The organism is Variovorax sp. DAIF25 (genome assembly GCF_050711835.1).
GTDB lineage: Bacteria > Pseudomonadota > Gammaproteobacteria > Burkholderiales > Burkholderiaceae_C > Variovorax.
Genome location: NZ_CP136636.1, coordinates 4,447,741 through 4,471,144, shown reverse-complemented (window position 1 = coordinate 4,471,144; position 23,404 = coordinate 4,447,741). Strand labels below are relative to the sequence as shown.

Genomic DNA, 23,404 nt, shown 5'->3' with positions numbered 1-23,404 from the left:
GGTATTCCTTTTTTTCCTGGCCGGTGGTGGGCGTACATTCCGCCGCATGAACTTCACCTTCAAGCAGCTCGAGGCCTTCTTGTTCAGCGCCAGGCTCCAGAGCTTCAGCGCCGCGGCGGTGAAGCTGCACACCACGCAGTCGGCCATCTCCAAGCGGCTGGCCGAGCTCGAGGAGTCGCTCGGCGGTCCCTTGCTGCACCGTACCTCGCACGGCCTGGAGCTGGCGCAGGCCGGCCGCGAGCTGCTGCCGCTGGCGGAAGAGGCGCTGCGGCTGTGGCAGCGCATCGAGCACGACATCAGCCTCGACAAGACGCTGCGCGGCAGCTTCCGCGTGGGCGTGACGGAGCTGATCGCGATGACCTGGCTCACGCGGCTGATCCAGCTGCTGCAGAAGCTGCATCCGCAGGTGACGATCGAGCCGGTGGTGGATGCCGGCCTCACGCTGTTCGAGCGGCTCGAGGCCAACAAGCTCGACCTGACGATCATGCCGGGCACCTTCTGGGGCCAGGCCTTCGAATCGGTCAAGGTGGGGCAGGTCGACCAGGCCTGGATCGCGAGCCCGCGGCTGCGCATTCCGCAGCGCGCGCTGAAGCCGCACGAGTTCGCCGACTACCCGGTGATCGAGCAGCCCGCGGGCGCCTCGAAGAACCGCTTCTACGAGGCCTGGCGCGCCGAGCACGGCTTCCGTTTCGGCAAGGTCATGCTGACCAACAGCACGACGGTGCTGCGCGAGCTGACGATCAGCGGCTTCGGCATCAGCCAGCAGGCGCTCGACTACGTGCGGCCCGACATCCGCAGCGGCCTGCTGCGCATCGTGCGCAGCGACCCGATGCCGCCGCCACTGGTCTACAGCGCCGTGCACCGGCGCGACAACGCGAGCCCGGCGCTGGCGCGCATCGTCGAGCTGGCCGTGCAGACCTGCGACTTCAAGCTGCGCGCGAGCCAGCACGACGTGGCGCCGGCGGGGCCCGCGCGCGGCGCGGGCACGCGCCAGCGCGCGCTGCGCCCGGGTGCGAAGAAGCCCGTGAAGTCGGCACGGCGCTAGGATCCGGGCGGGATTTCCGAAATATACGCATTGCGTATAAACTCGCGGGCCATGAACATGCCGCAGCAAGTGCTACTCCGCGACGCGATGCGTCAGCTCAACATGACGCGCGATGCCTTCGCCGAGCGCATCGGCAGCCGTCGGAGGGCGCTCGACGCCTGGCTGCTGCCCGACGAGTCGAACGAATTCCGGGCCATGCCCGAGGTGGCGCGGCGCTTCGTCAGCGAGATCCTGTCCTCCAGCGGGCGTCCCGGTGAATATACGCAGAGCGCACAGGACGGCGCGCTGCGCCGGTCGCTCGGCGTCGACGGCGCGCAGCACCTGCTGTCGGTGGCCCAGTTCGACCGCGAGGCCATCGACGAGCTGTTCCGGCTCGCCGACGTGATGCAGCCGATCGCGCGCCGCCGCAAGGTCAGCCGCGTGCTCGAGGGCGCGGTGCTGGCCAACCTGTTCTTCGAGGCCAGCACGCGCACGCGCGTGAGCTTCGGCGCGGCCTTCTGCCGGCTCGGCGGCTCGGTCTGCGACACGACGGGATTCACCTTCTCCTCGATGGCCAAGGGCGAATCGATCCGCGACACCAGCCGCGTGATCAGCGGCTATGCCGACGCGATCGTGGTGCGCCATCCCGAACAGGGCTCGGTCGCCGAATTCGCGCGTGCCACCAACGTGCCGGTCATCAACGGCGGCGACGGGCCGGGCGAGCATCCGAGCCAGGCGCTGCTCGACCTCTACACCATCCAGCGCGAGTTCTCGCGCCTGGGCAAGCTGGTCGATGGCGCGCATGTCGCGATGGTCGGCGACCTCAAGTACGGCCGCACGGTGCATTCGCTGATCAAGCTGCTCGCGCTGTACCGCGGCCTGAAGTTCACGCTGGTCGCGCCGCCGCAGCTCGCCATGCCGGCGGAGATCGTGGAGCTGGTGAGCCGCAACGGCCATGTGGTCGAGACCGCCACCGCGCCGGCGCAGGCGCTGGCCGACGCCGACGTGGTCTACGCGACGCGCATCCAGAAGGAGCGCTTCGCGCACGACGAGGTGCTGGAGGGCTTCGACCAGGCCTTCGCGATCGACCGCGCGCTGGTCGATGCGGCGTGCAGGAAGGACGTGGTGCTGATGCACCCGCTGCCGCGCGACGGCCGCCCGGGCTCGCACGACCTGAGCACCGACCTCGACAACGACCCGCGGCTGGCGATCTTCCGCCAGACCGACAACGGCATCCCGGTGCGCATGGCGATCTTCGCCACGCTGCTGGGCGTGGACCGGCTCGTGAGCCGCTCGATGCGCGACGCGGCCTGGACGCCGCCCTCGCACATCGGCCCCGACGACAGCAGCTTCCACGGCCTCGACTGAGGCTGGCGCGAAACCGCCATCGAGCGCGGGTAAGCTCGCCGCCCATGAAGCGCAACACCACCGCCAAGTCCACCAGCGTTCCCCCCGCCGCGAACGGCAAGGCCCCGGCCACCGATGCCTCCGGCGGCGCCCCGGTGTTCGCGGTGCTCGCGCGCATCGAGACCCTCTGGTCCTCGCTCGGCCCGGTGGGCCAGCGCATCGCCGACTTCATCGTGAAGAACCCGCGCGAGGTGGTCCACATGTCGGTCAGCGAGGTGGCCGAGCGCACCGGCTCGAGCGAGGGCAGCATCGTCGGCCTGTGCAAGAACCTCGGCGCCACCGGCTTCCAGCAGATCAAGATCGCGCTGGCGCAGGAGATCGTGCGGCCGGTGCAGTTCATCCACGAGGACCTCGATCCGCAGGACGCGGCCGATGCGGTGATCCGCAAGATCTTCCAGAGCAACGTGCAGACCCTGCACGACACGCAGGCCACGCTCGATGCCGGTTCGATGGAACGCGCGGTGAAGCTGCTGCGCGACGCCGAGCGCATCGAGATCTACGGCATCGGCAGCTCGGCCACCATCGCCGAGGACGCGCACTACCGCATGCTGCGCATCGGCCTCAACGCGAAGGTGGTGGTCGATTCGCACGTGCAGGCGATCAGCGCCTCGCTCACCGACTCGCGGGTGGCGGTGCTGACCATCTCGCACTCGGGCAGCACGCACGAGACCGTGACCGCGACGCGGCTGGCCAAGGAGGCCGGCGCCTCGACCGTGTGCATCACCAACTTCGGCAAGTCGCCGATCCAGGCCTTCTCGGACGTGCTGCTGTTCACCATGGCGCGCGAGACCAACTTCCGCACCGAGGCCATGACCAGCCGCCTCGCGCAGCTCGCGATCATCGACGTGCTGATCGCCTGCCTGGCGCTGTCGGACTACGACACCTCGGTGCGCACGCTGCGCCAGACCTTCGACGTGCTGTCGCTCAAGCGGTACTGAGGCGGCTGCGCTCGGGCGGCCGCGCGGGCAGGGCGGTCACCTCGGCCGTGGCGCGCGGCAGCAGCAGGCCGGCGACCGAAGGCGCCACCGCCTCGGGCGCGGCACCCACCAGCAGGCAGGCCATGCCCAGCCGCGCGGCGCCCGCGGCGTCGGTGGCCGGGTTGTCGCCGATCACCACCGTGCTCGCGGGCTCCGCGCCCAGGCAGCGCAGGCCTTCCTCGAACAGCAGCGGCTCGGGCTTGCCGACGATGCGCCAGGGCTGCACGCCGCTGGCCGTGAGCACGGCCGCGAGCAGCGAGCCGGTCTCGGGCACCACGCGGCCGTGCGGGCCCGGATGGGTGGCGTCGGCGTTCGTGACCACCAGCCGCGCGCCGCGCAGCAGCTCGTTGGCCACCGCGCCCAGCCGCGCATGGCTGAAGCGCATGTCGAGCGCGAGCAGCACGAACTCGGCCTCGGACGCGACCAGCCGGAAGCCGAGCGCGCGCGCATGGCGCTGCAAGGCCGGCGTGCCCACCACCATCAGCCGCGCCGTGGGGTGCTGGCGCGCGAGCAGGCTCACGGCGAGCTCGCCGGCCAGCACGATGCGCTCGGGCGGCGCGCGCAGGCCGAGCCGGCGCAGCCGCAGCGCGAGGCCCTGGGCGGTGTGGGTCGAGTTGTTCGACACGATCGCGAAGCGGCCCTCGAAACGCTCGAGGAGTTCGGCCGCGCCGTCGATGGCCTCGTTCTGGCGCACCAGCGTGCCGTCGAGGTCGAGCAGCAGGTGACGCGCCTGCGCGAGCGGTGCCAGGTCCGCTGCCGCGGGGCCTCCCGGCGCCCGGGTCTTGGTTGCGATGTTCTTCATGGATCTCCGGTTCGGGCCATCGGGGGAGCGGGGGTGCTGGCCGTGCGGCGGGATTGTATTGAACATTGCTCAGTCGTTTGCTAATTTTCAAATGAGCTTATTTCATTTGCTTGTCATCTTCGACTTCTAAAGTTCAACGCAACCGAGCGAGGCACTCGCCCGAGAAACGCCCCCGAACCGAAGGAACCGATCATGAAGAAACTCCTGGCCATCGCCGCCGCCGCCGTCTCGTTCAGCGCGCTGCTGGCCCTCCCGTCCCACGCCCAGTCCGTGGCCGACGGCTCGCGCGAACATCCGCTGCGCGTGCTGCTGATTCCCGCCGACGGCGGCACCGAGTCGGGCACCAAGGCCGACTACGCGCCGGTGTTCAACGCCATCACGCGCAGCACCGGCCTGAACTTCGACCTCAAGGTCGGCCAGTCCTACGGCGCCGTGGTCGAGGGCATGTGCAACCAGCTCGCCGACATCGCCTTCTTCGGCCCGGTGTCGTACGTGCAGGCCCACAAGCGCGGCTGCGCGCAGCTGCTGGCCGTGGGCGTGGAGAAGGGCGCCTCGGTCTACTACGCCGGCATGTTCGCCAAGGCCAATGCGCCGATCGCCTCGATCAAGGACCTGAAGGGCAAGCGCGTGGCCTTCGGCGACGTGAACTCGGCCTCGAGCTTCACCTTCCAGATCGCGATGCTGCTCGACGCCGGCATGGACCCGGCCAAGGACCTGTCGGCGATCCGCATGACCGGCAGCCACGCCAGCAGCCTGGCCGCGCTGGTGCAGGACCAGGTCGACGTGGCCTCGCTCTCGTTCGACTCGTACGAGAAGGCGGTCAAGCAGGGCGCGGCCGATCCGAAGACCATCAAGGTGATCGCCAAGAGCATGGCCATTCCCTATCCGCCGCTGGCGCTGAACTCCAAGCTGCCCGAGGCGCTGAAGACCAAGCTCAAGGACGCCTTCCAGACCGTGAACAAGGCCCCCGGCATCACGCCCGACATGATCCGCGGCTACGGCGGCGGCAAGATCGACGGCTACGACACCAAGTTCTCCGAGGAGGAGTTCAACGTCGCGGCCGAGAAGCTGGGCCTGCTGACCGACGACCTCAAGGGCCGCATCCTTGCCAAGGCGGCCGAGCGTTGATCGCCGGCGATCGCACGCACGCCGCAGAGTCCGCCGCCGGAAGCACGCCCATGCTGCAGTTCGAATCGGTCGCCATGCGCCACCCCGACGGCACGCGCGCGCTCGGCGGCGTCTCGCTCGAGGTGCCCGCGGGCCAGTTCTGCGTGGTGCTGGGCGCCTCGGGCGCGGGCAAGTCGACCCTGCTGCGCACCGCCAACGGCCTGGTCGTGCCCACGCAGGGCACGGTGCGGGTCGAGGGCGTGCGCATCGCGCCGGGCTCGCTGGCACGCGTGCGTCCGCGCATCGGCATGATCCACCAGCAGTTCAACCTGGTGCTGCGCTCGAGCGTGGCCGAGAACGTGCTCGCCGGCGCCTTGCCGGCCCTGGGCACCTGGCGCGCGCTGCTCGGCCTGTTCACCGATGCGCAGCGGCGCAAGGCCTGCGAACTGGTCGAGTCGGTGGGCCTGGGCGAGGAGCACCTGCTGCGCCGCGTGAGCGAGCTCTCGGGTGGCCAGCAGCAGCGCGTGGGCATCGCGCGCGCCTTCATGCTCGACCCGCCGCTGGTGCTGGCCGACGAGCCGGTGGCCAGCCTCGATCCGCAGACCAGCCACGACGTGCTGTCGCTGCTGCGCCGGCAGGCGCGCGAGCGCGGCACCACGGTGCTGTGCAGCCTGCACCAGATCGAACTGGCCTGCGAGTTCGCCGACCGCATCGTGGCCTTGCGTCGCGGCGTGGTCGTGTTCGACGGCGCGCCGCGGATGTTCCAGCCGCAGGTCTTCGATGCGATCTACGGCCGCGGCGACACCGCGCCCGAGTCCGTGCCCGCGGCCCGGCCATCGATGGCCGGCGAGCCCGAGGCCGCGCTGCCGCTGCATGCCGGCGCCCTGGAGCTCGCGCAATGAACACGATCTCTTCTCCTTCTTCTTCCGACGCGCGCGTGTCGCGCCCGGCCTCGGCCTGGGACCTGCCGCGGCCCTTCGGCACCCGCACGCTGGTCGTGCTGCTGCTGGTGCTCGTGGTGGGCTTCTTCGCGGGCCAGCGCGTGGAGATGGGCCGCATGCTCTCGCTGACCGGCGAGGGCGTGCTCGCCGCAGTGGGCCTGCGCGACAACTCGCAGGTGCTCTCGGGGCTGGGCTCGATCGCGCGCTCGCTGTTCCCGCCGCAGATCTCCGAGCAGACCGAGGTCGCGCGCATCGAGGGCTTCGACCGCAACCGGCTGCCCTGGTTCTCGCGCGTCGAGACCCTCGAGACGCACGAGCCCAAGCTCAACCCCGAGACCCTGCAGATGGAGGACCGCGTCGAGCGCCGCGAGGTGCTGATCGAGCCGCTGGGCTACCTGTGGCACGTGGCGGTGAAGATGCTCGAGACCTTCGAGATCGCGGTCTGGGCCACGCTGATCGCGATCGTGCTGAGCGCGCCGCTGGCCTGGTGCAGCGCGAGGAACTATGCGCCCAACCGCCTGGCCTACGGCCTCGCGCGCAGCGTGGTCGGCCTGTTCCGCGCGGTGCCCGAACTGGTGAGCGCGCTGTTCCTGGTGCTGGCCTACGGCTTCGGCCCGATCGCCGGCGTGCTGGCCCTCGCGCTGCACTCGGCCGGCTTCCTCGGCAAGTTCTACGCCGAGGACATCGAGACCGCCGACGACAAGCCGCAGGAGGCGCTGCGCGCCATCGGCGCCAACAAGCTCAAGGTGATGCGCTTCGCGGTGCTGCCGCAGGTGATGCCGCAGTTCATCGCCTACACGCTCTACGTGCTCGACCGCAACGTGCGCATGGCCACCGTGGTCGGCCTGGTCGGCGCGGGCGGCATCGGCCAGGAGCTCAAGGGCCGCTACGACATGTACAACTATGCGCACGTCGGCACGATCCTGATCGCGATCTTCCTGACGGTGCTGGTGCTCGACCGCATCGCCGCCCGGCTGCGCAGCCGCTATGGCTGAGCCCTGAGTCCCCCGCGGGCACCGCGTTCGCGGCGCCCGCCCCCATTCCCCGATTTCTGTCCGAATTCTCGCGCGGCTCGTCCGCTGCGCGCAGCGGCTTCGGCCGCGCCTTTGTCTCCCACGTCCCTCGATTCGAAAAGGAACCCTCATGAAAACAGCATCTTCCCGGTACGGCCTCGCTGCTGCAGGCCTTCTCCTGTGCCTGAGCCTCGCCGCCTGCGGCGGCGGTGGTGGGGGCGGTGGCCTGCCGATCCTGCCGCCGGGACAGACCCCGCCGGCCGGCGACGGCAACAACGGCAACGGCAACAACCCGCCGCCCCAGCCCGCGCTCAAGTGCGCGCCCTGAGTCCGCGCCTTCCTCCAGACCTCCCTTCGCCCCTGCGTTGAAAGAACCCCCCATGAACACCACCTCCCGTCGCGATTTCTTCCGCAAGTCGGCCGGCGCCATCGGCGCGGCCTCGGCCCTCACCATGCTCCCGCCCGTGATCCGCAAGGCCCTGGCGGTCGAGGCCGCGGTCGATACCGGCTCCATCAAGGACATCAAGCACATCGTGATCCTGATGCAGGAGAACCGCAGCTTCGACCACTACTTCGGCACCCTGAAGGGCGTGCGCGGCTTCGGCGATCGCTTCCCGATCCCGCTGGCCAACGGCAAGTCGGTGTTCTTCCAGCCCAACACCACCGCGGGCGCGCCCGAGATCCAGCCCTTCCGCCGCGACTCCACGATCGCCAACGCGCTGATCGGTTCGGGCGCGCCGCACAGCTTCCCCGACATGCAGGGCGCCTGGGCGCAGGGGAAGATGGACCGCTGGATCCAGTTCAAGAACCAGGTGACGATGGGCTACTACCTGCGCGAGGACATCCCGTTCCAGTTCGCGCTGGCCGATGCCTTCACGATCTGCGACGGCTACCACTGCTCGATCCTCACCGGCACCGATCCCAACCGCATCGTGTTCTGGTCGGGTTCCAACTTCAATCCCGAGCTGCGCAAGAAGGGCATCAACAGCACCGACACCGATTCGGAACCGGTCAACTCGCGCTGCTGGCCGAGCCCGTCGAACTGGATCGCGGGCAACCCGCAGGAAGCCGACGGCACGGGCCAGAAGAACGCGACCACGGGTGCCTACAACTACAAGTACGTCAACAACGCGTTCAAGTGGGACACGCTGCCCGACGTGCTGCAGAAGAACGGCATCAGCTGGCACATCTACCAGAACATGAACAACAACTGGACCGGCGCCATGAACGGCTGCCTGGCGTTCCAGAGCTTCCGCACCGCGCAGCCCGGCTCGCCGGTCTACCAGCACGGGCTGACCGGCGGTCCCGCCGCGGCCGACGGCGCCACCAACTTCCTGGCCCAGCTCAAGCAGGACGTGATGAACGACACCCTGCCGCAGGTCTCGTGGGTGCTGCCCACGCAGGCACTGGCCGAACACCCGGGCAGCAGCGAAGGCGTGGCCGGCGCGGCCGACTTCATCTCCGACGTGCTGAGCGCGCTGACCTCGAACCCCGCGGTCTGGAGCAAGACCGCGCTGTTCGTGACCTTCGACGAGAACGACGGCTTCTTCGACCACCTGGCGATGCCCGCCGTGCCCTCGTACGACGCCAACGGCAACCTGATGGGCAAGTCCACCGTGCCGCTGGACGGCGAGTACTTCGACGCCTCGGTGGGCAGCTACCTCAATGCCGCCGACACCGTCAGCGGCAAGATCCGCCCCTGGGGCCTGAGCTCGCGCGTGCCGATGTACGTGGTGTCGCCGTGGAGCAAGGGCGGCTGGGTCAACTCGCAGGTGTTCGACCACACCTCGATGGGCCGTTTCCTCGAGAAGCGCTTCGACATCACGATCGACGCCATCAGCCCGTGGCACCGCGCGGTCTGCGGCGACCTCACGAGCTGCTTCGACTTCGTCAGCCCGAACGACCCGGTGGTGCCCAAGCTGCCCGACACCAGCGGCTATCCCGCCATCAACACGGCGCAGAAGGCGCTGGGCAACACCGGCGTCATCACCAAGGCGCCCGTGCCCGCCACGCCGCTGTTCCAGGAGACCGGCACGCGCTTCTCGCGCGCGCTGCCCTACGAGCTGCACACCAGCGCGCGCGTCGAGGCGCGCGGCCTGGTCTCGCTGATCTTCAGCAACACCGGCGACCAGGGCGCGGTGTTCCACGTCTACGACAAGCTGCACCTGGACCGCATCCCGCGCCGCTACACGGTGGAAGCCGGCAAGCAGCTGCAGGACTACTGGGACACCGGTGCCACCGACGGCGGCAAGTACGACCTCTGGGTCTACAGCACCAACGGCTTCGTGCGCAGCTTCAGCGGCGACGCGATGGCCTTCAACGCGGCCGCCTTCAGGCCCGAGGTCCAGGTCTGCTACGACCCGGCCGCCGGCGACGTCTACGTGAAGGTGCACAACAACGGCAGCATCGACGGCGAGGTGACCGTGCAGTCGAACGCCTACCGCACCGACGGCCCCTGGACCCTCAAGGCGCCGAAGGGCGACATGGGCACGTTGCACTGGGAGCTCAAGGACAGCGGCCACTGGTACGACTTCACCGTGACCGCCGGCAACGCCGTGCGCCGCTTCGCGGGCCGTGTCGAGACCGGCAAGCCCACCGTGAGCGACCCCGCGATGGCGATGCATCTGCAGGCCTGAGCGCGCTTCCACCCCAACGAGGAGAAACACCATGAAGAAGAACAAGCGCATGCCGCGCGGCGCGAGCCTGCTCGGCGCGTCGCTGGCCCTGGCCGCGATCTGCGGCCCGGCCCTGGCCCAGACGGTGCCGGTGGTCTGGGACCCGGCCAAGGCCAACCTCGGCGTCGGCACCGATGCCGGCACCACGGTCGGCGGCAGCAACAACACGGCCGTCGGCACCAAGGCCGGCACCAAGGTGACGGGCGACGACAACCTGGCCGTGGGCCAGAACGCCGGCGCCGGCGTCACCGGCAGCAACAACCAGGCGATCGGCGAGGGCGCGGGCAACACGGTCAACGGCAGCGGCAACCAGGCCATCGGCCAGAACGCCGGCAACAACGTGACCGGCCCGACCAACCAGGCCATCGGGCAGGGCGCCGGCAACAACGTCACCGGCACCAGCGACATCTCGATCGGCCTGGGCGCCGGCAACAACGTCAGCACCAACTGGAACCTCGCGATCGGCAACAACGCGGGCACCAACGTGTCGGGCGGCAATGCCAACGTCGGCATCGGCTTCGAGTCGGGCCAGAACGTCAAGGGCGGCTGGAACCAGTCGATCGGCCGCAGCGCGGGCGACAACGTCACCGGCGACCACAACAACGCCACCGGCTTCCACGCCGGCAGCGGCGTGACCGGCAGCGACAACAACGCCACCGGCACCAATGCCGGCATGACCGTGACCGGCAGCAACAACAACGCCATGGGCAACGGCGCCGGCAACAAGGTCACGGGCAGCGACAACACGGGCATCGGCACCAATGCCGGCAGCAACGTGACGGGCAGCAACAACGTGTCGCTCGGCGAGGGCGCGGGCAACAACGTCGGCACCAACTGGAACCTGGCGATCGGCGAGGGCGCGGGCAGCAACGTGTCGGGCAAGAACGCCAACCAGGCGATCGGCTACTACGCGGGCACCAACGTCAACGGCGGCTGGAACCAGACCATGGGCCGCAGCTCGGGCCAGAACGTGACCGGCGACTACAACAACTCGACCGGCTATGCGGCCGGCTCGAACGTGACCGGCAGCCGCAACGACGCCACGGGCCAGAACGCCGGCCAGAACGTGACCGGCAACGACAACGAGGCCTACGGCACCGGTGCCGGCAGCAACGTCAAGGGCAACGGCAACCAGGCCTACGGCACGGGCGCGGGCAACAACGTCAACGGCAGCAACAACCTGTCGATGGGCCAGGGCTCGGGCGCGGGCGTCACGGGCGTGGGCAACCAGGCCTCGGGCATGCAGGCCGGCGCGGGCGTCTCGGGCAACAACAACATCGCCACCGGCCAGGCCGCGGGCGGTGGCGTGCAGGGCAGCAACAACGTGTCCTCGGGCACGATGGCGGGCCAGGCGGTCAGCGGCAACTCGAACCTCGCGCAGGGCAACAGCGCGGGCCAGCACGTGCGCGGCAACGACAACATCGCGATCGGCTCGGGTTCGGGCGCCTACGTGAGCGCGAACCAGACCGCCTCGATCGGCGCCGGCGCGCGCGCCAGTGCCGACAACTCGCTGGCCATCGGCACCAATGCGCAGGCCTTCGAGGACTCGGGCGTGGCGATCGGCAACGGCGCCGTGGTGAACCACGCGAACAGCGTGGCGCTCGGCGCCGGCAGCGCGACCACGCGCGGCGCGCTCAACAACTACACCGCGATCGGCATGGCCGGCGTGCAGTCGTCGATGGGCGAGGTGGCGCTGGGCAACCGCCAGATCACCGGCGTGGCCCCGGGCAGCGCGCCCACCGACGCCACCAACGTCGGCCAGGTGCAGGGCATGGTGAAGGAGGGCGTGAGCCAGGCCAATGCCTACACCGACACCGTGGCCGCGCAGGGCCTGCCGGTCGGCAAGGCCTACACCGACCTCACGGCCGCCCGCCTGCAGAGCCAGATCGACGACACGGCCCGCCGTGCCTACGCCGGCATCGCCAGCGTGGCCGCGATGGAGGCCGCGCCGATGGTGCCCGGCAAGATCAGCTATGCCGTGGGCCTGGGCAACTACCGCAGCGAGAGCGCGATCGGCGGCTCGCTGCGCCACACCTCGCAGGACGGCCGCTACAGCGTCACGCTCGGCGTGGGCGCGAGCAGCTCGGGCGTGGTGACGCGCGTGGCGCTCACGGGCGTGTTCGACTGAGGACGATGCCGGCGGGCGCAGGGGCTCTGCTATAACGCAGCGGCCCTTCGCAACCCGCCGCATCCCTCATGCACAACCCGTCGCTGACGCTGCTCAAGTGGATCTTCATCGCCGTCGGCCTGGGCCTGCTGGTCATCGCGATCGTGGTGCCCAACGAGGCCAAGTCGCTGCTCACGCTGCTGGGCCTGATGTTCACGGGCGTGGGCGGCGGCATCCTGTTCGTCGGCGAGCGCAACGCGAAGCGCGCGGCCTGGCTGCTGCAGCACGGCCAGCGCATCGATGCCGAGTTGCGCGAGGTCGAGCTCAACACCACGTTCCAGGTCAACGGCCGGCATCCCTACCGCGCCATCGTCGAGGCCCGCGCCGGCTTCGGGCGCGAACTGCGGCAGTTCCGCAGCGCCAACATCTGGTTCGACCCCACGCGGCACCTGAGCGGTCGCCGGATCGCGGTCTACGTCGATCCCGCGAACCCGAAGCGCTACCACGTGGACCTGTCGTTCCTGCCGCCGCGCGGCTGAGCTTCAGCGCACTTCAGCGAACCAACGCGAAGCGCGCGTGCAGCCCGCCCACGGCCGAGGGCGACACCCACAGGTCGAAGTCGCCGGGCTCCACCGTGGGCCGCAGGTCGCGGCCGATGAAGGCGAGGTCGGCCGCGCGCAGCGCGAACTCGACCTGCACCGAGGCGCCGGGCGCGATGCGCAGCTTGCGGAAGTCCTTGAGCTCGCGCACCGGCCGCGTCACGCTCGCGGTGCGCTGCGCGATGTAGAGCTGCACCACTTCCTCGGCCTCGCGCTGGCCGGTGTTGGTGACGGTGGCGCGCACGCGCAGCGTGCCGTCGGTCATCGGCAACTGCTCGCTGTCGAGCGCGACGCCGTCGTAGCGCACCGGCGCGAAGCCCAGGCCGAAGCCGAAGGGATAAAGGGCCTCGTTGGGGGTCTCGATGTAGCGCGTCTTGAAGGCGGTGCCGGGCGCGTCGCTCGGCAGCGGGCGGCCGGTGCGCTTGTGGGCGTAGTAGTAGGGCACCTGTCCCGCCGCCTGCGGAAAGCTCACCGGCAGCCGGCCCGAGGGATTGAAGTCGCCGAACAGCACGTCGGCGATCGCGTGGCCGGTCTGCACGCCGAGGAACCAGGTCACGAGGATCGCGCGCGCATCGCGCACCACCGGCGGCAGCGCCATCGCGCGGCCGTTGCTCAAGAGCACGACGATCGGCTTGCCGGTGGCCGCGACCGCCTCGGCCAGCGCCTGCTGCACCAGCGGCAGGCCGATGTCGGCGCGCGAGCGCGACTCGCCCGACATGCGCTCGCCCTCGCCGATGGCCAGCACCACCACGTCGGCCTGGCGCGCCGCGGCCACCGCGGCCTCGATGCCGCCGGGCACGAGCGACTCGACGTTCGAGCCGCGCGTGACCGTGAGCGAGGCCGCGTCGCCGAGCGCGGCGCGCAGGCCCTGGTCGATGCCCACCGGCGCGCTCTGGCCCGGGAACAGGCTCCAGGCGCCCAGCAGGTCCTGCGTGCCCGAGGCGAAGGGGCCGATCAGCGCGATCCGGGTGCCGGTCTTCGCGAGCGGCAGCAGCGCGCCTTCGTTCTTCAGCATCACGATCGAGCGGCGCGCGCTCTCGCGCGCCAGCGCGATGAAGGCCGGGTCCTCGGCGCGCTGCGTGGCCGGCGGGCCGTCGAGGCCGCGCATCGGCTGGTCGAACAGGCCGAGCCTGAGCTTCGCGTACAGCACGCGGCGCACCGCGTCGTCGAGCCGCGCCATCGGCACCTCGCCCGCGGCGACCAGGCCCGGCAGCTCGCGCATGTAGAGGCCGCTCTGCATGCTCATGTCGGTGCCCGCGAGGAAGGCCTGCTTCGCGGCCTCGCGGCCGTTGGCCGCGTAGCCGTGCGCGATCAGTTCCTCGTCGGCCGTGTAGTCCGACACCACGAAGCCCCGGAAGCCCCACTCGCCGCGCAGCACGCCGGTCAGCAGGGCCGGGTTGGCGGTCGAGGGAATGCCCGAGATCTCGTGGAAGCCGCTCATCAACGACAGCGCGCCCGCGTCGAGCGCAGCGCGGAACGGCGGCAGGTAGACCTCGCGCAGCGTGCGCTCGGAGATGTCGACGGTGTTGTAGTCGAGCCCGCCCTCGGCCGCGCCGTAGCCCGCGAAATGCTTGGGCGTGGCGAGCAGCGCATCGGCGCGCGACAGGTCGTCGCCCTGGAAGCCGCGCACGCGCGCGGCGGCGAAGCGGCTCGCGAGCAGCGGGTCCTCGCCCACGCCCTCGATGCCGCGGCCCCAGCGCGCATCGCGCGCGATGTCGACCATGGGCGCGAAGGTCCAGCGGAAGCCGTCGGCGCTGGCCTCGACCGCCGCCGCGCGCGCGGTGCGCTCGGCCAACGCGGGTTCCCAGCTCGCGGCCTCGGCCAGCGGCATCGGGAAGATGGTGCGAAAGCCATGGATCACGTCGGCACCGAAGATCAGCGGAATGCCCAGGCGCGATTCCTGGACCGCGATGCGCTGCAGCTCGCGCTTGCGCGTCAGGCCCTCGTTGTTGAAGAGCCCGGTCACGCGGCCCGCGCGCACCTCGTCGGCCTCGAGCTGCGCATTGCGCCGGTTGGCCTGCGGGTTGCCGGGAATGTTGGTATCGGCCGGGCCGTAGAGGCTCAGCTGGCCGACCTTCTCGTCGACCGTCATGCGCGCGATCAGCGCTTCGATGCGCGGATCGGTGGTGGCCGGGGCGGGCGAGACGGGAGACTGGGCGGAGGCGAGGAGGCTGGCGAGGAGACCGAGGGCGAGAAAGAGGAACGGGGCTTTTTTTCCGACGTGCATGGGCGCCCATTCTGCAGACATCGCCCGCGGGGCCCGCAAGCGGGTTTCCGCCCTGCCCGTAGGGCGATGTCCGACCCGTTCACACGAGCCGTGGGCTATTCGGCCGTCGCGCCCGATTCGTTCGCGACCTTGACCCACTTGGTGGTTTCGCTGCCGATGAAGGCCGCGAGCTCGGCGGGCTTCATGTTGCCGGCCGTCACGCCCTGTTCCTCGAAGCGCTTGACCACGTCGGGTTGCTGCAGCGCGCGCGCGAGCTCGGTGTTGAGCCGCTGCACGATCTCGGGCGGCGTGCCGTGCGGCGCCATCAGCGCGAACCAGGTCGTCATGTCGTAGCCCTTGAGGCCGGCCTCGTCGAGCGTGGGCACGCCGGGGTAGGCGGGCGAACGCACCTTCGTGGTGACGGCCAGCGCATGCACCTTGCCGGCCTTGACGTGCGGCGAGGCCGAGGGGCTGGTCTCGATCGCCATCTGGATCTGGCCGCCCATCAGGTCGGCCATCATCGGCGCGCCGCCCTTGTAGGGCACGTGCACGATCTCGGTCCTGGTCATCGAGCGGAACAGCTCGCCCGAGATGTGCTCGGTGCTGCCGTTGCCGGCCGAGCCGAAGTTGACCTTGCCGGGATTGGCCTTGATGTAGGCCACGAGTTCGGCCACGGTCTTCGCGGGCACCTTGTCGTTGACGATCAGCACGTTGGGCGTGGAGGCCACCAGCGCCACCGGGTCGAAGTCGCGCTGGAAGTCGTAGGCCAGCTTCTTGTAGAGGCCCGGCGCGATCGAATGCGCGATGGTCGCGAGGAACAGCGTGTAGCCGTCGGCCGGCGCCTTGGCCGCGAGGGTCGCGCCCACGGTGCCGCCCGCGCCGCCGCGGTTGTCGACGATCACCGGCTGCTTGAGCGATTCCGAGAGCTTCTGGCCCACGGTGCGCGCGACGATGTCGGTGGTGCCGCCGGCCACGAAGGGCACGACGAGGGTGATGGGCTTGCTCGGCCAGTCGGCGGCGAGCGCGGGCAGGGTGCCCGCGGCCAGCAGGAGGGTCGCGAGGGTGGTGCGGAGGAAGGCTTGTCTTTTCATGGTCGTGGGGTCTTGGTGTTGTTGTGAAGAGGGTGGTCAGGTCACGCGGTTGCGCAGCGGCAGGCCGGCGTTCCAGCGCCGCAGGTTGTCGAGGAAGAGGGCGGCCACGCGCGCCTCGTTGCCGTCCGAATGGCCGGCCGTGTGGGGCGTGACGATGACGTTCGGCAGCGACCACAGCGGCGAGTCGGCCGGCAGCGGCTCGTGCGCGAACACGTCGAGATAGGCGCCCGCGAGCGCGCCGCCGCGCAGCGCCTCGATCAGCGCAGGTTCGTCGACCACCTCGCCGCGCGCGACATTCACGAGCCGCGCGCCCGGTGGCAGCAGCGCGAGCGCGGCGGCATCGACCAGCCCGCGCGTGCGTTCGGTCAGCGGGCAGGCGAGCAGCAGCCAGTCGGCGCGCGGCAGCACCTGGCCGATGTCCTCGAAGCGCACGCTCTCGACGGCGGGCGCCAGCGCCGCATCGGCGCTGCTGCGCACCGAGACCACGCGCAGCCCCAGCGCCGACAGCAGCGCGCCCAGGCCCTGCCCGATCGGCCCCCAGCCCACGATCACCGCGGTCTGGCCCGCGAGGTCGCGCGGCAGCCCGCTGCCCACGAGCGGCGCCCAGGTCTTGTCGCGCTGCGCCGCGAGCAGTTGCGGAAAGCGCCGCGCGAGCATCAGCACGCCGGCCAGCGCGGTCTGCACCACCACGCCCGCATTGGCGCCCGAGGAAGTCGTGACCTCGACGCCGCGCGCGCGCAGCTCGCCGTACACGGGCCGGTCGGCGCCCGAGGAATGGGCATGCACCCAGCGCAGCGAGGGCGCATGGCGCAGCGCATCGTGAAAGCGCCGGGTCTGCGGCAGCAGCTCGTGCTTGGTCGACAGGCCCGTGACGTCGCGCGAGACGAAGGCCACGTCGGCATCGGCGCCTTCGGCCACCACCACGTGCGCGCGGCCGGCCAGCGCCTCGGCCAGGCCGGTGCCGGCCTGGAGCGCGGCGGCCTCGGTCATCAGAATGCGCAGCGGCCCGCTCATTCGGCCGTCGCGCCCGACTCGCGAACGATGCTCTTCCATTTCTCGTACTCCTGCCGCGTGAACCTGCCGAACTGCTCGGGCGTGCCGCCCACCGGGTCGGCGCCCTCGCGGATCATCTGCGCTTCGAGCGAGGGCAGCGCGTCGTTGACCGATTTGTTGAGCAGCGCGATCACCGGCGCGGGCGTGCCCTTGGGCGCGAAGAAGCCGAACCAGGAGCCGGCCGAGAAATCGCCGAAGCCCTTCTCGGCCACGGTCGGCACGTCGGGCAGCGAGCGCGAGCGCTTGAGGCTGCTGACCGCGATGGCGCGCAGCTTGCCCGCGCGGATGTGCGGGATCACCGAGGGAATGGTCGCGAACATGAACTGGATGCGGCCCGCGAGCAGGTCGGTGAGCGCATTGGCGCCCTTGTAGGGCACGTGCAGCGTGTCGGCGCCGATGCGCTTGCCGAGCATGTAGCTCGACAGGTGCGAGGAGGTGCCGATGCCGGTCGAGCCGTAGTTGAGCTTGTTCGGGTTGGCCTTGGCATAGGCGATGAACTCCTCGAGCGTCTTCGCGGGCACCTCGGGATTCACCACCAGCACGTTGGGCACGTCGGCGATCTGCACCACGGGCACCAGGTCGCGCAGCGGGTCGTAGGGCAGGTTCTTGTAGAGCGTCTGGTTGACGGCCATCGGGCCCACCGAGTTGACGATCAGCGTGTAGCCGTCGGCCGGCGCGCGCACCACGAACTCGGTGCCGATGTTGCCGCCGCCGCCGGGCTTGTTGTCGATCACGAAGGGCTGGCCCAGCTTCTCGGACAGCTGCTGCGTGACGGCGCGCGCGAGGATGTCGGTGGTGCCGCCCGCGGTGAAGGCGACCACCACGCGCACGGGCTTGGCGGGATAGGCGGCCTGCGCCTGCGCGCGCGCCACGGCGCCGAGGCCGGCGGCCAGCAGCAGGGCCGCGGCCAGGCCCAGGAGCGGTCGCGGCAGGAGGGAAGGCTTGTCTCGTTTCATTCTTGTGATTCTCTGGGTGGGGGCTCTACACGGGCGGGGGAAAGTCGTACAGCGCGGCCGGGTTGTCGACCAGCACGCGCCGGCGCTGCGCCGCGTCGGGCAGCCAGCGCGCCAGCAGGTTCAGCAGCGCGCCGTCGTCGGGCACCTGCTGCGCCTCGAAGTAGTTGATGTGCGGCCAGTCGCTGCCCCACACCACGCGCTCGGCATTGGCCCGCAGCAGCGCTTCGGCGAAGGGATCGATGTCGGCGTAGGGCGGCCCCAGGCCGGTGTTGCGGTCGGCGCCCGAAATCTTGGTCCAGGCCTTGCCGTCGGCGAGCAGCCGGCACAGCGTGCGAAAGCCCGGGTCCTCGATGCCGCGCGCGGCCGCCATGCGGCCCATGTGGTCGATCACCAGCGGCAGGCCCAGGCGCAGCAGGCGCGGCGCGAGCTCGACCAGGTCGGGCGCGTGGATCCAGATCTGCGCATGCCAGCCGCGCTCCGCGAGGCGCGGCGCGAGTGCCTCCAGCACCTCGATGCCCACGCCGTTGCGATAGACCGCATGGCCGTCGCGCTGGAACAGGTTGAAGCGCACGCCGCGGATGCCCGCCGCATGCCAGCGGTCGAACTCGGCATCGCCGGTGTCGGCGCGCGGCACGGCGATGCCGCGCAGGCGCTCGGGGTACTGCGATAACGCCGCGAGCACCGCGCCGTTGTCGGTGCCGCTCGCGCTGCCGGTCACCAGCACGCCGCGCGCGAGGCCGAGCCGGTCGAGGTGCGCGATGAAGGCCGCGCCCGGGTATTCGGCGGGCGTGTAGCTGCGGTCCTCGGCGAGCGGAAAGCGTGCGTAGGGACCGAAGACGTGGGCATGGCTGTCGCAGGCGCCGGGCGGCAGCGCGAAGGCCACGGGTGCGAAGGCCTCGTGGGGAGGCAGGCAGGGGCGGGTCATGCGGCGTGCCTCCTCAGTCGACCTTGAGCTTGCCGCTCTTCGCGAGCAGCCGGGCGCCCGCGTCTTCCTTCTTGAGCGTGGCGAGCCATTCCTCGGGCGAGGAGGCCTGGCCGGGGCTGCCGACGGAGATCAAACGCCGCTTCACGTTCTCGTCGGCCAGCGCCTTGCGCAGCGCGGCATTGAGCGCCAGCACCACGTCGGGTGGCGTGCCGGCCGGCGCGAGCAGGCCGGTGGCGGTGGTGGCGTCGAAGTCCTTGAGGCCGGCCTCGCGCAGGGTCGGCACGTTCGGCAGCGCGGGGTCGCGTTCCTTCGACATCACGGCCACCGCGCGCAGCATGCCCGACTGGATGTGGGCGGCCGAGCTCGTGAGCTGGTCCACCACCAGGTCGATCTGGCCGCCCAGCAGGTCGGTGAGGGCCGGGGCCGAGCCCTTGTAGGGAACGGTGTTGAGGCTCAGCTTGCCGGCTTGCTCGAGCTGAAGCAGCGCGATGTGGTTGGTGGTGCCCGGGCCCGCATGGCCGGCCGTGACCTGGCCCGGCTTGCCGCGCGCGGCCGTGAGCAGTGTCTCGATGTCCTTGTACGGACCCTGGCCGCGCACCGCGATCACCAGCGGCGTGGTGGCGGCGAGGCCGATGGGCGCGAAGTTGTCGAGCGCATAGGTGGTCTTCGTCATCAGCGGCAGCACCACCAGCGCATTGGGCGTGCTGACCAGCAGCGTGTAGCCGTCGGGCTGCGCGCGGGCCACGTAGGAGGCGCCGATGGCGCCACCGGCTCCGGCGCGGTTGTCCACGATCACCGACTGGCCCAGGATCTGGCCGAGCGCGGGCGCGAGCGTGCGCGCGACCACGTCGAGGTTGCCGCCGGGCGCGAAGGGCACGACCAGCGTCACGGGCTTCTGCGGGAATTTCTGCGCGAAGGCGGGCAGGGCGATGGCTACCGCGAGCATGGCCAGCACGGCGGGGAACAGTCTTCTTTTCATCGGGTGTCGTCTTGGTTCTTCGGGGGAGGCGGGTGCTTCAGTCGCGGAAGCCCGGATCCATGCGGTCGAGCTTGCGCAGCAGCGCCGGCCATTCCATGAGCCCGTAGGGGCGGCGCGTGCCGGGCTGGTAGTTGTTCCAGGTCTCCTCGAGCACGCTCTGCGGCACGGCCTTGAGCGGCGTGTTGCACGACATCGCGCCGATCTGCGCGCGGCAGGCCAGCTCGAGCCGGTGCATCCAGTTGAAGGCCTCGCCCACGCTGCGGCCCACCACCAGCGCGCCGTGGTTGCGGAAGATCACGGCCTCGCGGTCGCCCAGGTCTTCCAGCAGCGAGGCCTGCTCGGCGGTATTGAGCACCACGCCCTGGTAGTCGTGGTAGCCGATCTTGAGGAAGCGCATCGCGGTCTGCGTGAGCGGCAGCAGCCCGCATTCGAGCGAGGACACGGCCATCGAGGCCCAGCTGTGGGTGTGGATCACGCAGGCCACGTCGGGTCGCGCGGCATGCACCGCGCTGTGGATCACGTAGCCGGCCTTGTTGATGCCGTAGTCGAGCTCGCCGAAGTCGGGCGAGGACAGGATGTTGCCGTCCTGGTCGACCTTGATCAGGCTCGAGGCGGTGATCTCCTCGTACATCATCCCGTAGGGGTTGATGAGGAAGGCGCCCTTCTCGCCGGGCACGTGCGAGGAGATGTGGTTGGCCATCATGTCGGACATGCCGTAGAGGTCGACCAGCCGGTAGCAGGCGGCGAGGTCGATGCGCGCCTGCCATTCGGCGGGGGAGCACTTGTCCTTCATGGAGGGGATCTGGAGCACGCCAGGGTTCGTCATCGCGGAGGTCCTTTCTTCGATATCGGGTGGATTCAGTCGGCGCCGAGCTGCAGGCGGCTGGGCAGGCGCTTCTCGATCGCGAACTTCAACAGCGCCGCGCAGCGGAAGATGCCGTGCGCGAACTTGCCGTAGGGCAGCGTGAGGAACAGCGCCATCACCACGCCCAGATGCACCGCGAGCAGCAGCGCCATGAATTGCGTGTCGCGCCAGGCCAGCAGCGCCAGGCCCGTGAGGCTGGTCAGCAGCAGCAGCGCGATGAAGCCGCGGTCCATGGGCCGCTGCGCGACGTCGCCATGCGCCGGATCGCGCCGCACGTTGAGCCACAGCAGGCCGATCGGGCCGATCACCAGGCCGATGCCGCCGGCGGTGCCCAGCAGCACCGGCAGGCTGGTCAGCGCATAGGGCGCATGCAGGTCGAACAGGTAGTGGTAGAGCGTGGCCACGCAGGTCGAGGCGAAGCACAGCATGAAGCCGTAGAAGGTGAAGTGGTGGAAGCGCCGGCGCCACAGCGTGAAGCGGTCGTCCTCGTTGTTGCAGCCCTCGCCATGGCCGCCGCCGAGGTACTTGAGGCGCAGCGCATCGTGCGCCGCTTCCGCGCTCGCGGGCCCGCGCACGCCCGCCATCGCCGGCGCGTTGCCGGGGTCGTTGGCCGGCGAGACCTCGCGCCAGAAGCGCCGCACGCCCAGCGCCAGCGCGAGCAGCACGAACAGCGACACCGCACCGAACAGCAGCGCGAGGAAGTTGTGCGGGAAGATCGCGTAGAAGTTGCCGGCCAGCGGCTCGTGCAACAGCGAGCCGCTCATCGCGACCGCGAGCACGAGGAACAGCGCGAGGCCGCCGGCCAGGGCCAGTGCGACGGTCAATCCCGCCTTCTCGTAGAGCGAGCCCATCGCGGCGGGCCAGGCGTAGTCATGGTAGGTCTGCATGCGCACCTGGGCCATGGCCTGCGGCACGTTGACCGCGAACTCGTGCGGCGGCGCGTACTGGCAGGCATGCAGGCAGGCGCCGCAGTTGTGGCAGAGGTTGGCCAGGTAGTGCGTGTCGGCCTTGCCGAACTCGAGGCGTCGCGTCATCGCGGGGAACACGGCGCAGAAGCCCTCGCAGTAGCGGCAGGCGTTGCAGATCTGCAGGATGCGCGCGACCTCGCCCTCGGGGGCGGTCAGCGGAAGGGCGGGCTGGATCGGGATCACGCGCGACGGGGTGGCGCCGATGCCGTCCGCATCGGCACGCGCGCGGGCGACGAGATCAGTGAGCTGCTGCAAGAGAGGTCTCCGGGGAATTCTTCGAAATGTTCTTGGCGGCCTTCGCTGCCTGGGTGCCGGCGATGCGGCCGAAGGCCGTGCCGATGCTCATGCCGACGCCCGCCGTGTAGCCCTTGCCGAGCACGTTGCCGGCCATCATTTCGCCGGCCACGAACAGGTTGGGGCTGGGCCGGCCGCCGAAGCGCACGGCCGCGGTCTCGTCCACCTTCAGGCCCAGGTAGGTGAAGGTGATGCCGGGGCGCACCGGGTAGGCGTGGAAGGGCGCGGTGTCGAGCGGGCGGGCCCAGTGCGTCTTGGCGGGCGCGAGGCCCTCGGTATGGCAGTCGTCGAGCGCGGTGTGGTCGAAGCGGCCGACGCGGCAGGCGGCGTTGTAGTCCTGCACGGTGCGCACGAAGGTGGCTTCGTCCAGGCCGATCTTCTGCGCGAGTTCGCCGAGCGTGCTCGCCTGCGTGCCGGTGAACACCGGCGGCATGAATCGCCCGACCGCCTTCTGGTCGATGATCGACCATGCGATCTGCCCCGGTTGCTGCGCCACCAGCCGGCCCCAGATCGCATAGCGCTTGGGCCAGAAGTCCTCGCCCTCGTCGTAGAAGCGCCGGGCTTCGCGGTTGACCACCACGCCGAGCGAGACGCAGTCGATGCGCGTGCAGATGCCGCCGTCGTAGAGCGGCGCGCGCGCGTCGATGGCGACCATGTGGCCCTGCGAGGGATCGCCGATGCTGTCGGCGCCCGCGGCGATCATGTGCTTGAGCAGCACGCCCTGGTTGAAGCGCGTGCCGCGGATCAGGAAGTTGTCGGCCGGCCATTCGCCGCGCTCGTTCTGGCCCCAGGCCTCGCGCAGCCATTCGCGGTTCGACTCGAAGCCGCCGGCCGCGAGCACGCAGCTCTTGGCCGCGATGCGTTCGCCGGCCTCGGTGCGCACGGCCACGAAGCGCTCGCCGTCGAGCTCGACCGAGGCCACGGGCGTGTCGTAGCGGATCTGCACGCCGAGCCTTTCGGCGCTGCGGAAATAGGCGTTGACCAGCGCCTTGCCGCCGCCCATGAAGAAGGCATTGGTGCGCGCCACGTGCAGTGCGCCCGACAGCGGCGGCTGGAAGTGCACGCCGTGGCTGCGCATCCAGTCGCGGCAGTTCGACGAGGCGCGGATCACGAGCCGCGCGAGGTGCTCGTCGGTGAGGCCGCCCGTCACCTTCAGCAGGTCCTGCCAGTACTCCTCTTCAGGGTAGGCATCGACCAGCACGTCCTGCGGCGCGTCGTGCATGCAGCGCAGGTTGCGGGTGTGCTGCGAATTGCCGCCGCGCCATGCTTTGGGCGAGGCCTCCAGCAGCAGCACCGAAGCGCCGGCCTCGCGCGCCATCAGGGCGGCGCACAGCGCGGCATTGCCGCCGCCGACAACCAGTACGTCTATCACTCGTGGGTCTCCTTGGAATCCAGGAGACTTTAGGCAGCGCGGC

Annotated in this window: 20 protein-coding genes; 10 read left to right on the top strand and 10 right to left on the bottom strand. The window is 70.4% G+C overall.

The genetic code is table 11. The features are described from left to right. The first annotated feature begins 46 nt into the window (after positions 1-46). From R0232_RS20725 to R0232_RS20715, 3 genes are read left to right on the top strand one after another with little or no spacing between them, the layout of a single operon-like run. Positions 47-1,045, top strand: a complete 999-nt coding sequence (locus tag R0232_RS20725) for a LysR family transcriptional regulator (protein ID WP_431509249.1) — start codon at positions 47-49, stop codon at positions 1,043-1,045. A gap of 51 nt (positions 1,046-1,096) precedes the next feature. After that, positions 1,097-2,392, top strand: coding sequence for an aspartate carbamoyltransferase (locus R0232_RS20720; protein ID WP_431509248.1), 1,296 nt, complete (start codon positions 1,097-1,099; stop codon positions 2,390-2,392). Positions 2,393-2,436: 44 nt separating this feature from the next. Further along, on the top strand, positions 2,437-3,369 hold the full coding sequence (locus R0232_RS20715) for a MurR/RpiR family transcriptional regulator (protein ID WP_431509247.1): 933 nt from the start codon (positions 2,437-2,439) through the stop codon (positions 3,367-3,369). Here R0232_RS20715 and R0232_RS20710 read toward each other — a convergent pair. Then, positions 3,356-4,210, bottom strand: a complete 855-nt coding sequence (locus R0232_RS20710) for an HAD-IIA family hydrolase (protein ID WP_208511575.1) — start codon at positions 4,208-4,210, stop codon at positions 3,356-3,358. The genes R0232_RS20715 and R0232_RS20710 overlap by 14 nt on opposite strands. A 192-nt stretch (positions 4,211-4,402) precedes the next feature. On the opposite strand from R0232_RS20710, the gene R0232_RS20705 reads away from it, so the two are divergent. From R0232_RS20705 to R0232_RS20675, 7 genes are all read left to right on the top strand, one after another. Then, positions 4,403-5,338 carry a phosphate/phosphite/phosphonate ABC transporter substrate-binding protein gene (locus R0232_RS20705; protein WP_093344422.1) on the top strand — a complete coding sequence of 312 codons (936 nt, stop codon included), beginning with the start codon at positions 4,403-4,405 and terminating at the stop codon, positions 5,336-5,338. A 50-nt stretch (positions 5,339-5,388) separates the two neighbouring features. Next, positions 5,389-6,219 (top strand): phosphonate ABC transporter ATP-binding protein, encoded by an 831-nt coding sequence (locus tag R0232_RS20700; protein WP_093345025.1) that lies wholly within the window; start codon positions 5,389-5,391, stop codon positions 6,217-6,219. Further along, a complete protein-coding gene (gene phnE / locus R0232_RS20695; RefSeq protein WP_431509246.1) occupies positions 6,216-7,253 on the top strand; it encodes a phosphonate ABC transporter, permease protein PhnE in 1,038 nt (345 codons plus the stop codon). Before R0232_RS20700 ends, phnE begins: the two co-directional genes overlap by 4 nt. Positions 7,254-7,401: 148 nt before the next feature. Continuing rightward, a complete protein-coding gene (locus tag R0232_RS20690; RefSeq protein WP_143129180.1) occupies positions 7,402-7,599 on the top strand; it encodes a hypothetical protein in 198 nt (65 codons plus the stop codon). 52 nt (positions 7,600-7,651) lie between these two features. Continuing rightward, the gene (locus tag R0232_RS20685; RefSeq protein WP_208511572.1) at positions 7,652-9,907 is read left to right on the top strand and encodes a phosphocholine-specific phospholipase C; all 2,256 of its coding nucleotides are present in this window, start codon (positions 7,652-7,654) and stop codon (positions 9,905-9,907) included. Between the two features lie 31 nt (positions 9,908-9,938). Next, on the top strand, positions 9,939-12,074 hold the full coding sequence (locus R0232_RS20680) for a YadA family autotransporter adhesin (protein WP_431509245.1): 2,136 nt from the start codon (positions 9,939-9,941) through the stop codon (positions 12,072-12,074). A gap of 68 nt (positions 12,075-12,142) precedes the next feature. Next, entirely contained in the window at positions 12,143-12,592 is a 450-nt protein-coding gene (locus R0232_RS20675) for a hypothetical protein (protein ID WP_431509244.1), read from the top strand. Positions 12,593-12,605: 13 nt separating this feature from the next. Here the strand turns inward: R0232_RS20675 and R0232_RS20670 are convergent, their stop codons facing one another. The 9 genes from R0232_RS20670 to tcuA all read right to left on the bottom strand — a co-directional run bounded on the left by R0232_RS20670 (position 12,606) and on the right by tcuA (position 23,361). After that, entirely contained in the window at positions 12,606-14,879 is a 2,274-nt protein-coding gene (locus tag R0232_RS20670) for a glycoside hydrolase family 3 N-terminal domain-containing protein (RefSeq protein ID WP_431509243.1), read from the bottom strand. A 95-nt stretch (positions 14,880-14,974) separates the two neighbouring features. Next, positions 14,975-15,949: a tripartite tricarboxylate transporter substrate binding protein gene (locus tag R0232_RS20665; RefSeq protein ID WP_431509242.1), complete on the bottom strand. Its 975-nt coding sequence runs from the start codon at positions 15,947-15,949 to the stop codon at positions 14,975-14,977. 36 nt (positions 15,950-15,985) lie between these two features. After that, positions 15,986-16,939, bottom strand: a complete 954-nt coding sequence (locus R0232_RS20660) for a D-2-hydroxyacid dehydrogenase (RefSeq protein ID WP_431509241.1) — start codon at positions 16,937-16,939, stop codon at positions 15,986-15,988. 20 nt (positions 16,940-16,959) lie between these two features. Beyond that, on the bottom strand, positions 16,960-17,958 hold the full coding sequence (locus R0232_RS20655; protein WP_431509240.1) for a Bug family tripartite tricarboxylate transporter substrate binding protein: 999 nt from the start codon (positions 17,956-17,958) through the stop codon (positions 16,960-16,962). A gap of 25 nt (positions 17,959-17,983) precedes the next feature. Continuing rightward, on the bottom strand, positions 17,984-18,883 hold the full coding sequence (locus R0232_RS20650) for an amidohydrolase family protein (RefSeq protein WP_431509239.1): 900 nt from the start codon (positions 18,881-18,883) through the stop codon (positions 17,984-17,986). 13 nt (positions 18,884-18,896) lie between these two features. Further along, a complete protein-coding gene (locus tag R0232_RS20645) occupies positions 18,897-19,862 on the bottom strand; it encodes a Bug family tripartite tricarboxylate transporter substrate binding protein (RefSeq protein ID WP_431509238.1) in 966 nt (321 codons plus the stop codon). Positions 19,863-19,899: 37 nt separating this feature from the next. Continuing rightward, positions 19,900-20,688, bottom strand: coding sequence for a class II aldolase/adducin family protein (locus R0232_RS20640; protein ID WP_431509237.1), 789 nt, complete (start codon positions 20,686-20,688; stop codon positions 19,900-19,902). A gap of 32 nt (positions 20,689-20,720) precedes the next feature. Continuing rightward, entirely contained in the window at positions 20,721-21,950 is a 1,230-nt protein-coding gene (gene tcuB / locus R0232_RS20635; RefSeq protein WP_431509236.1) for a tricarballylate utilization 4Fe-4S protein TcuB, read from the bottom strand. After that, entirely contained in the window at positions 21,934-23,361 is a 1,428-nt protein-coding gene (tcuA, locus tag R0232_RS20630; RefSeq protein ID WP_431509235.1) for an FAD-dependent tricarballylate dehydrogenase TcuA, read from the bottom strand. The genes tcuB and tcuA overlap by 17 nt, the downstream gene beginning before the upstream one ends. Positions 23,362-23,404 lie beyond the last annotated feature (43 nt).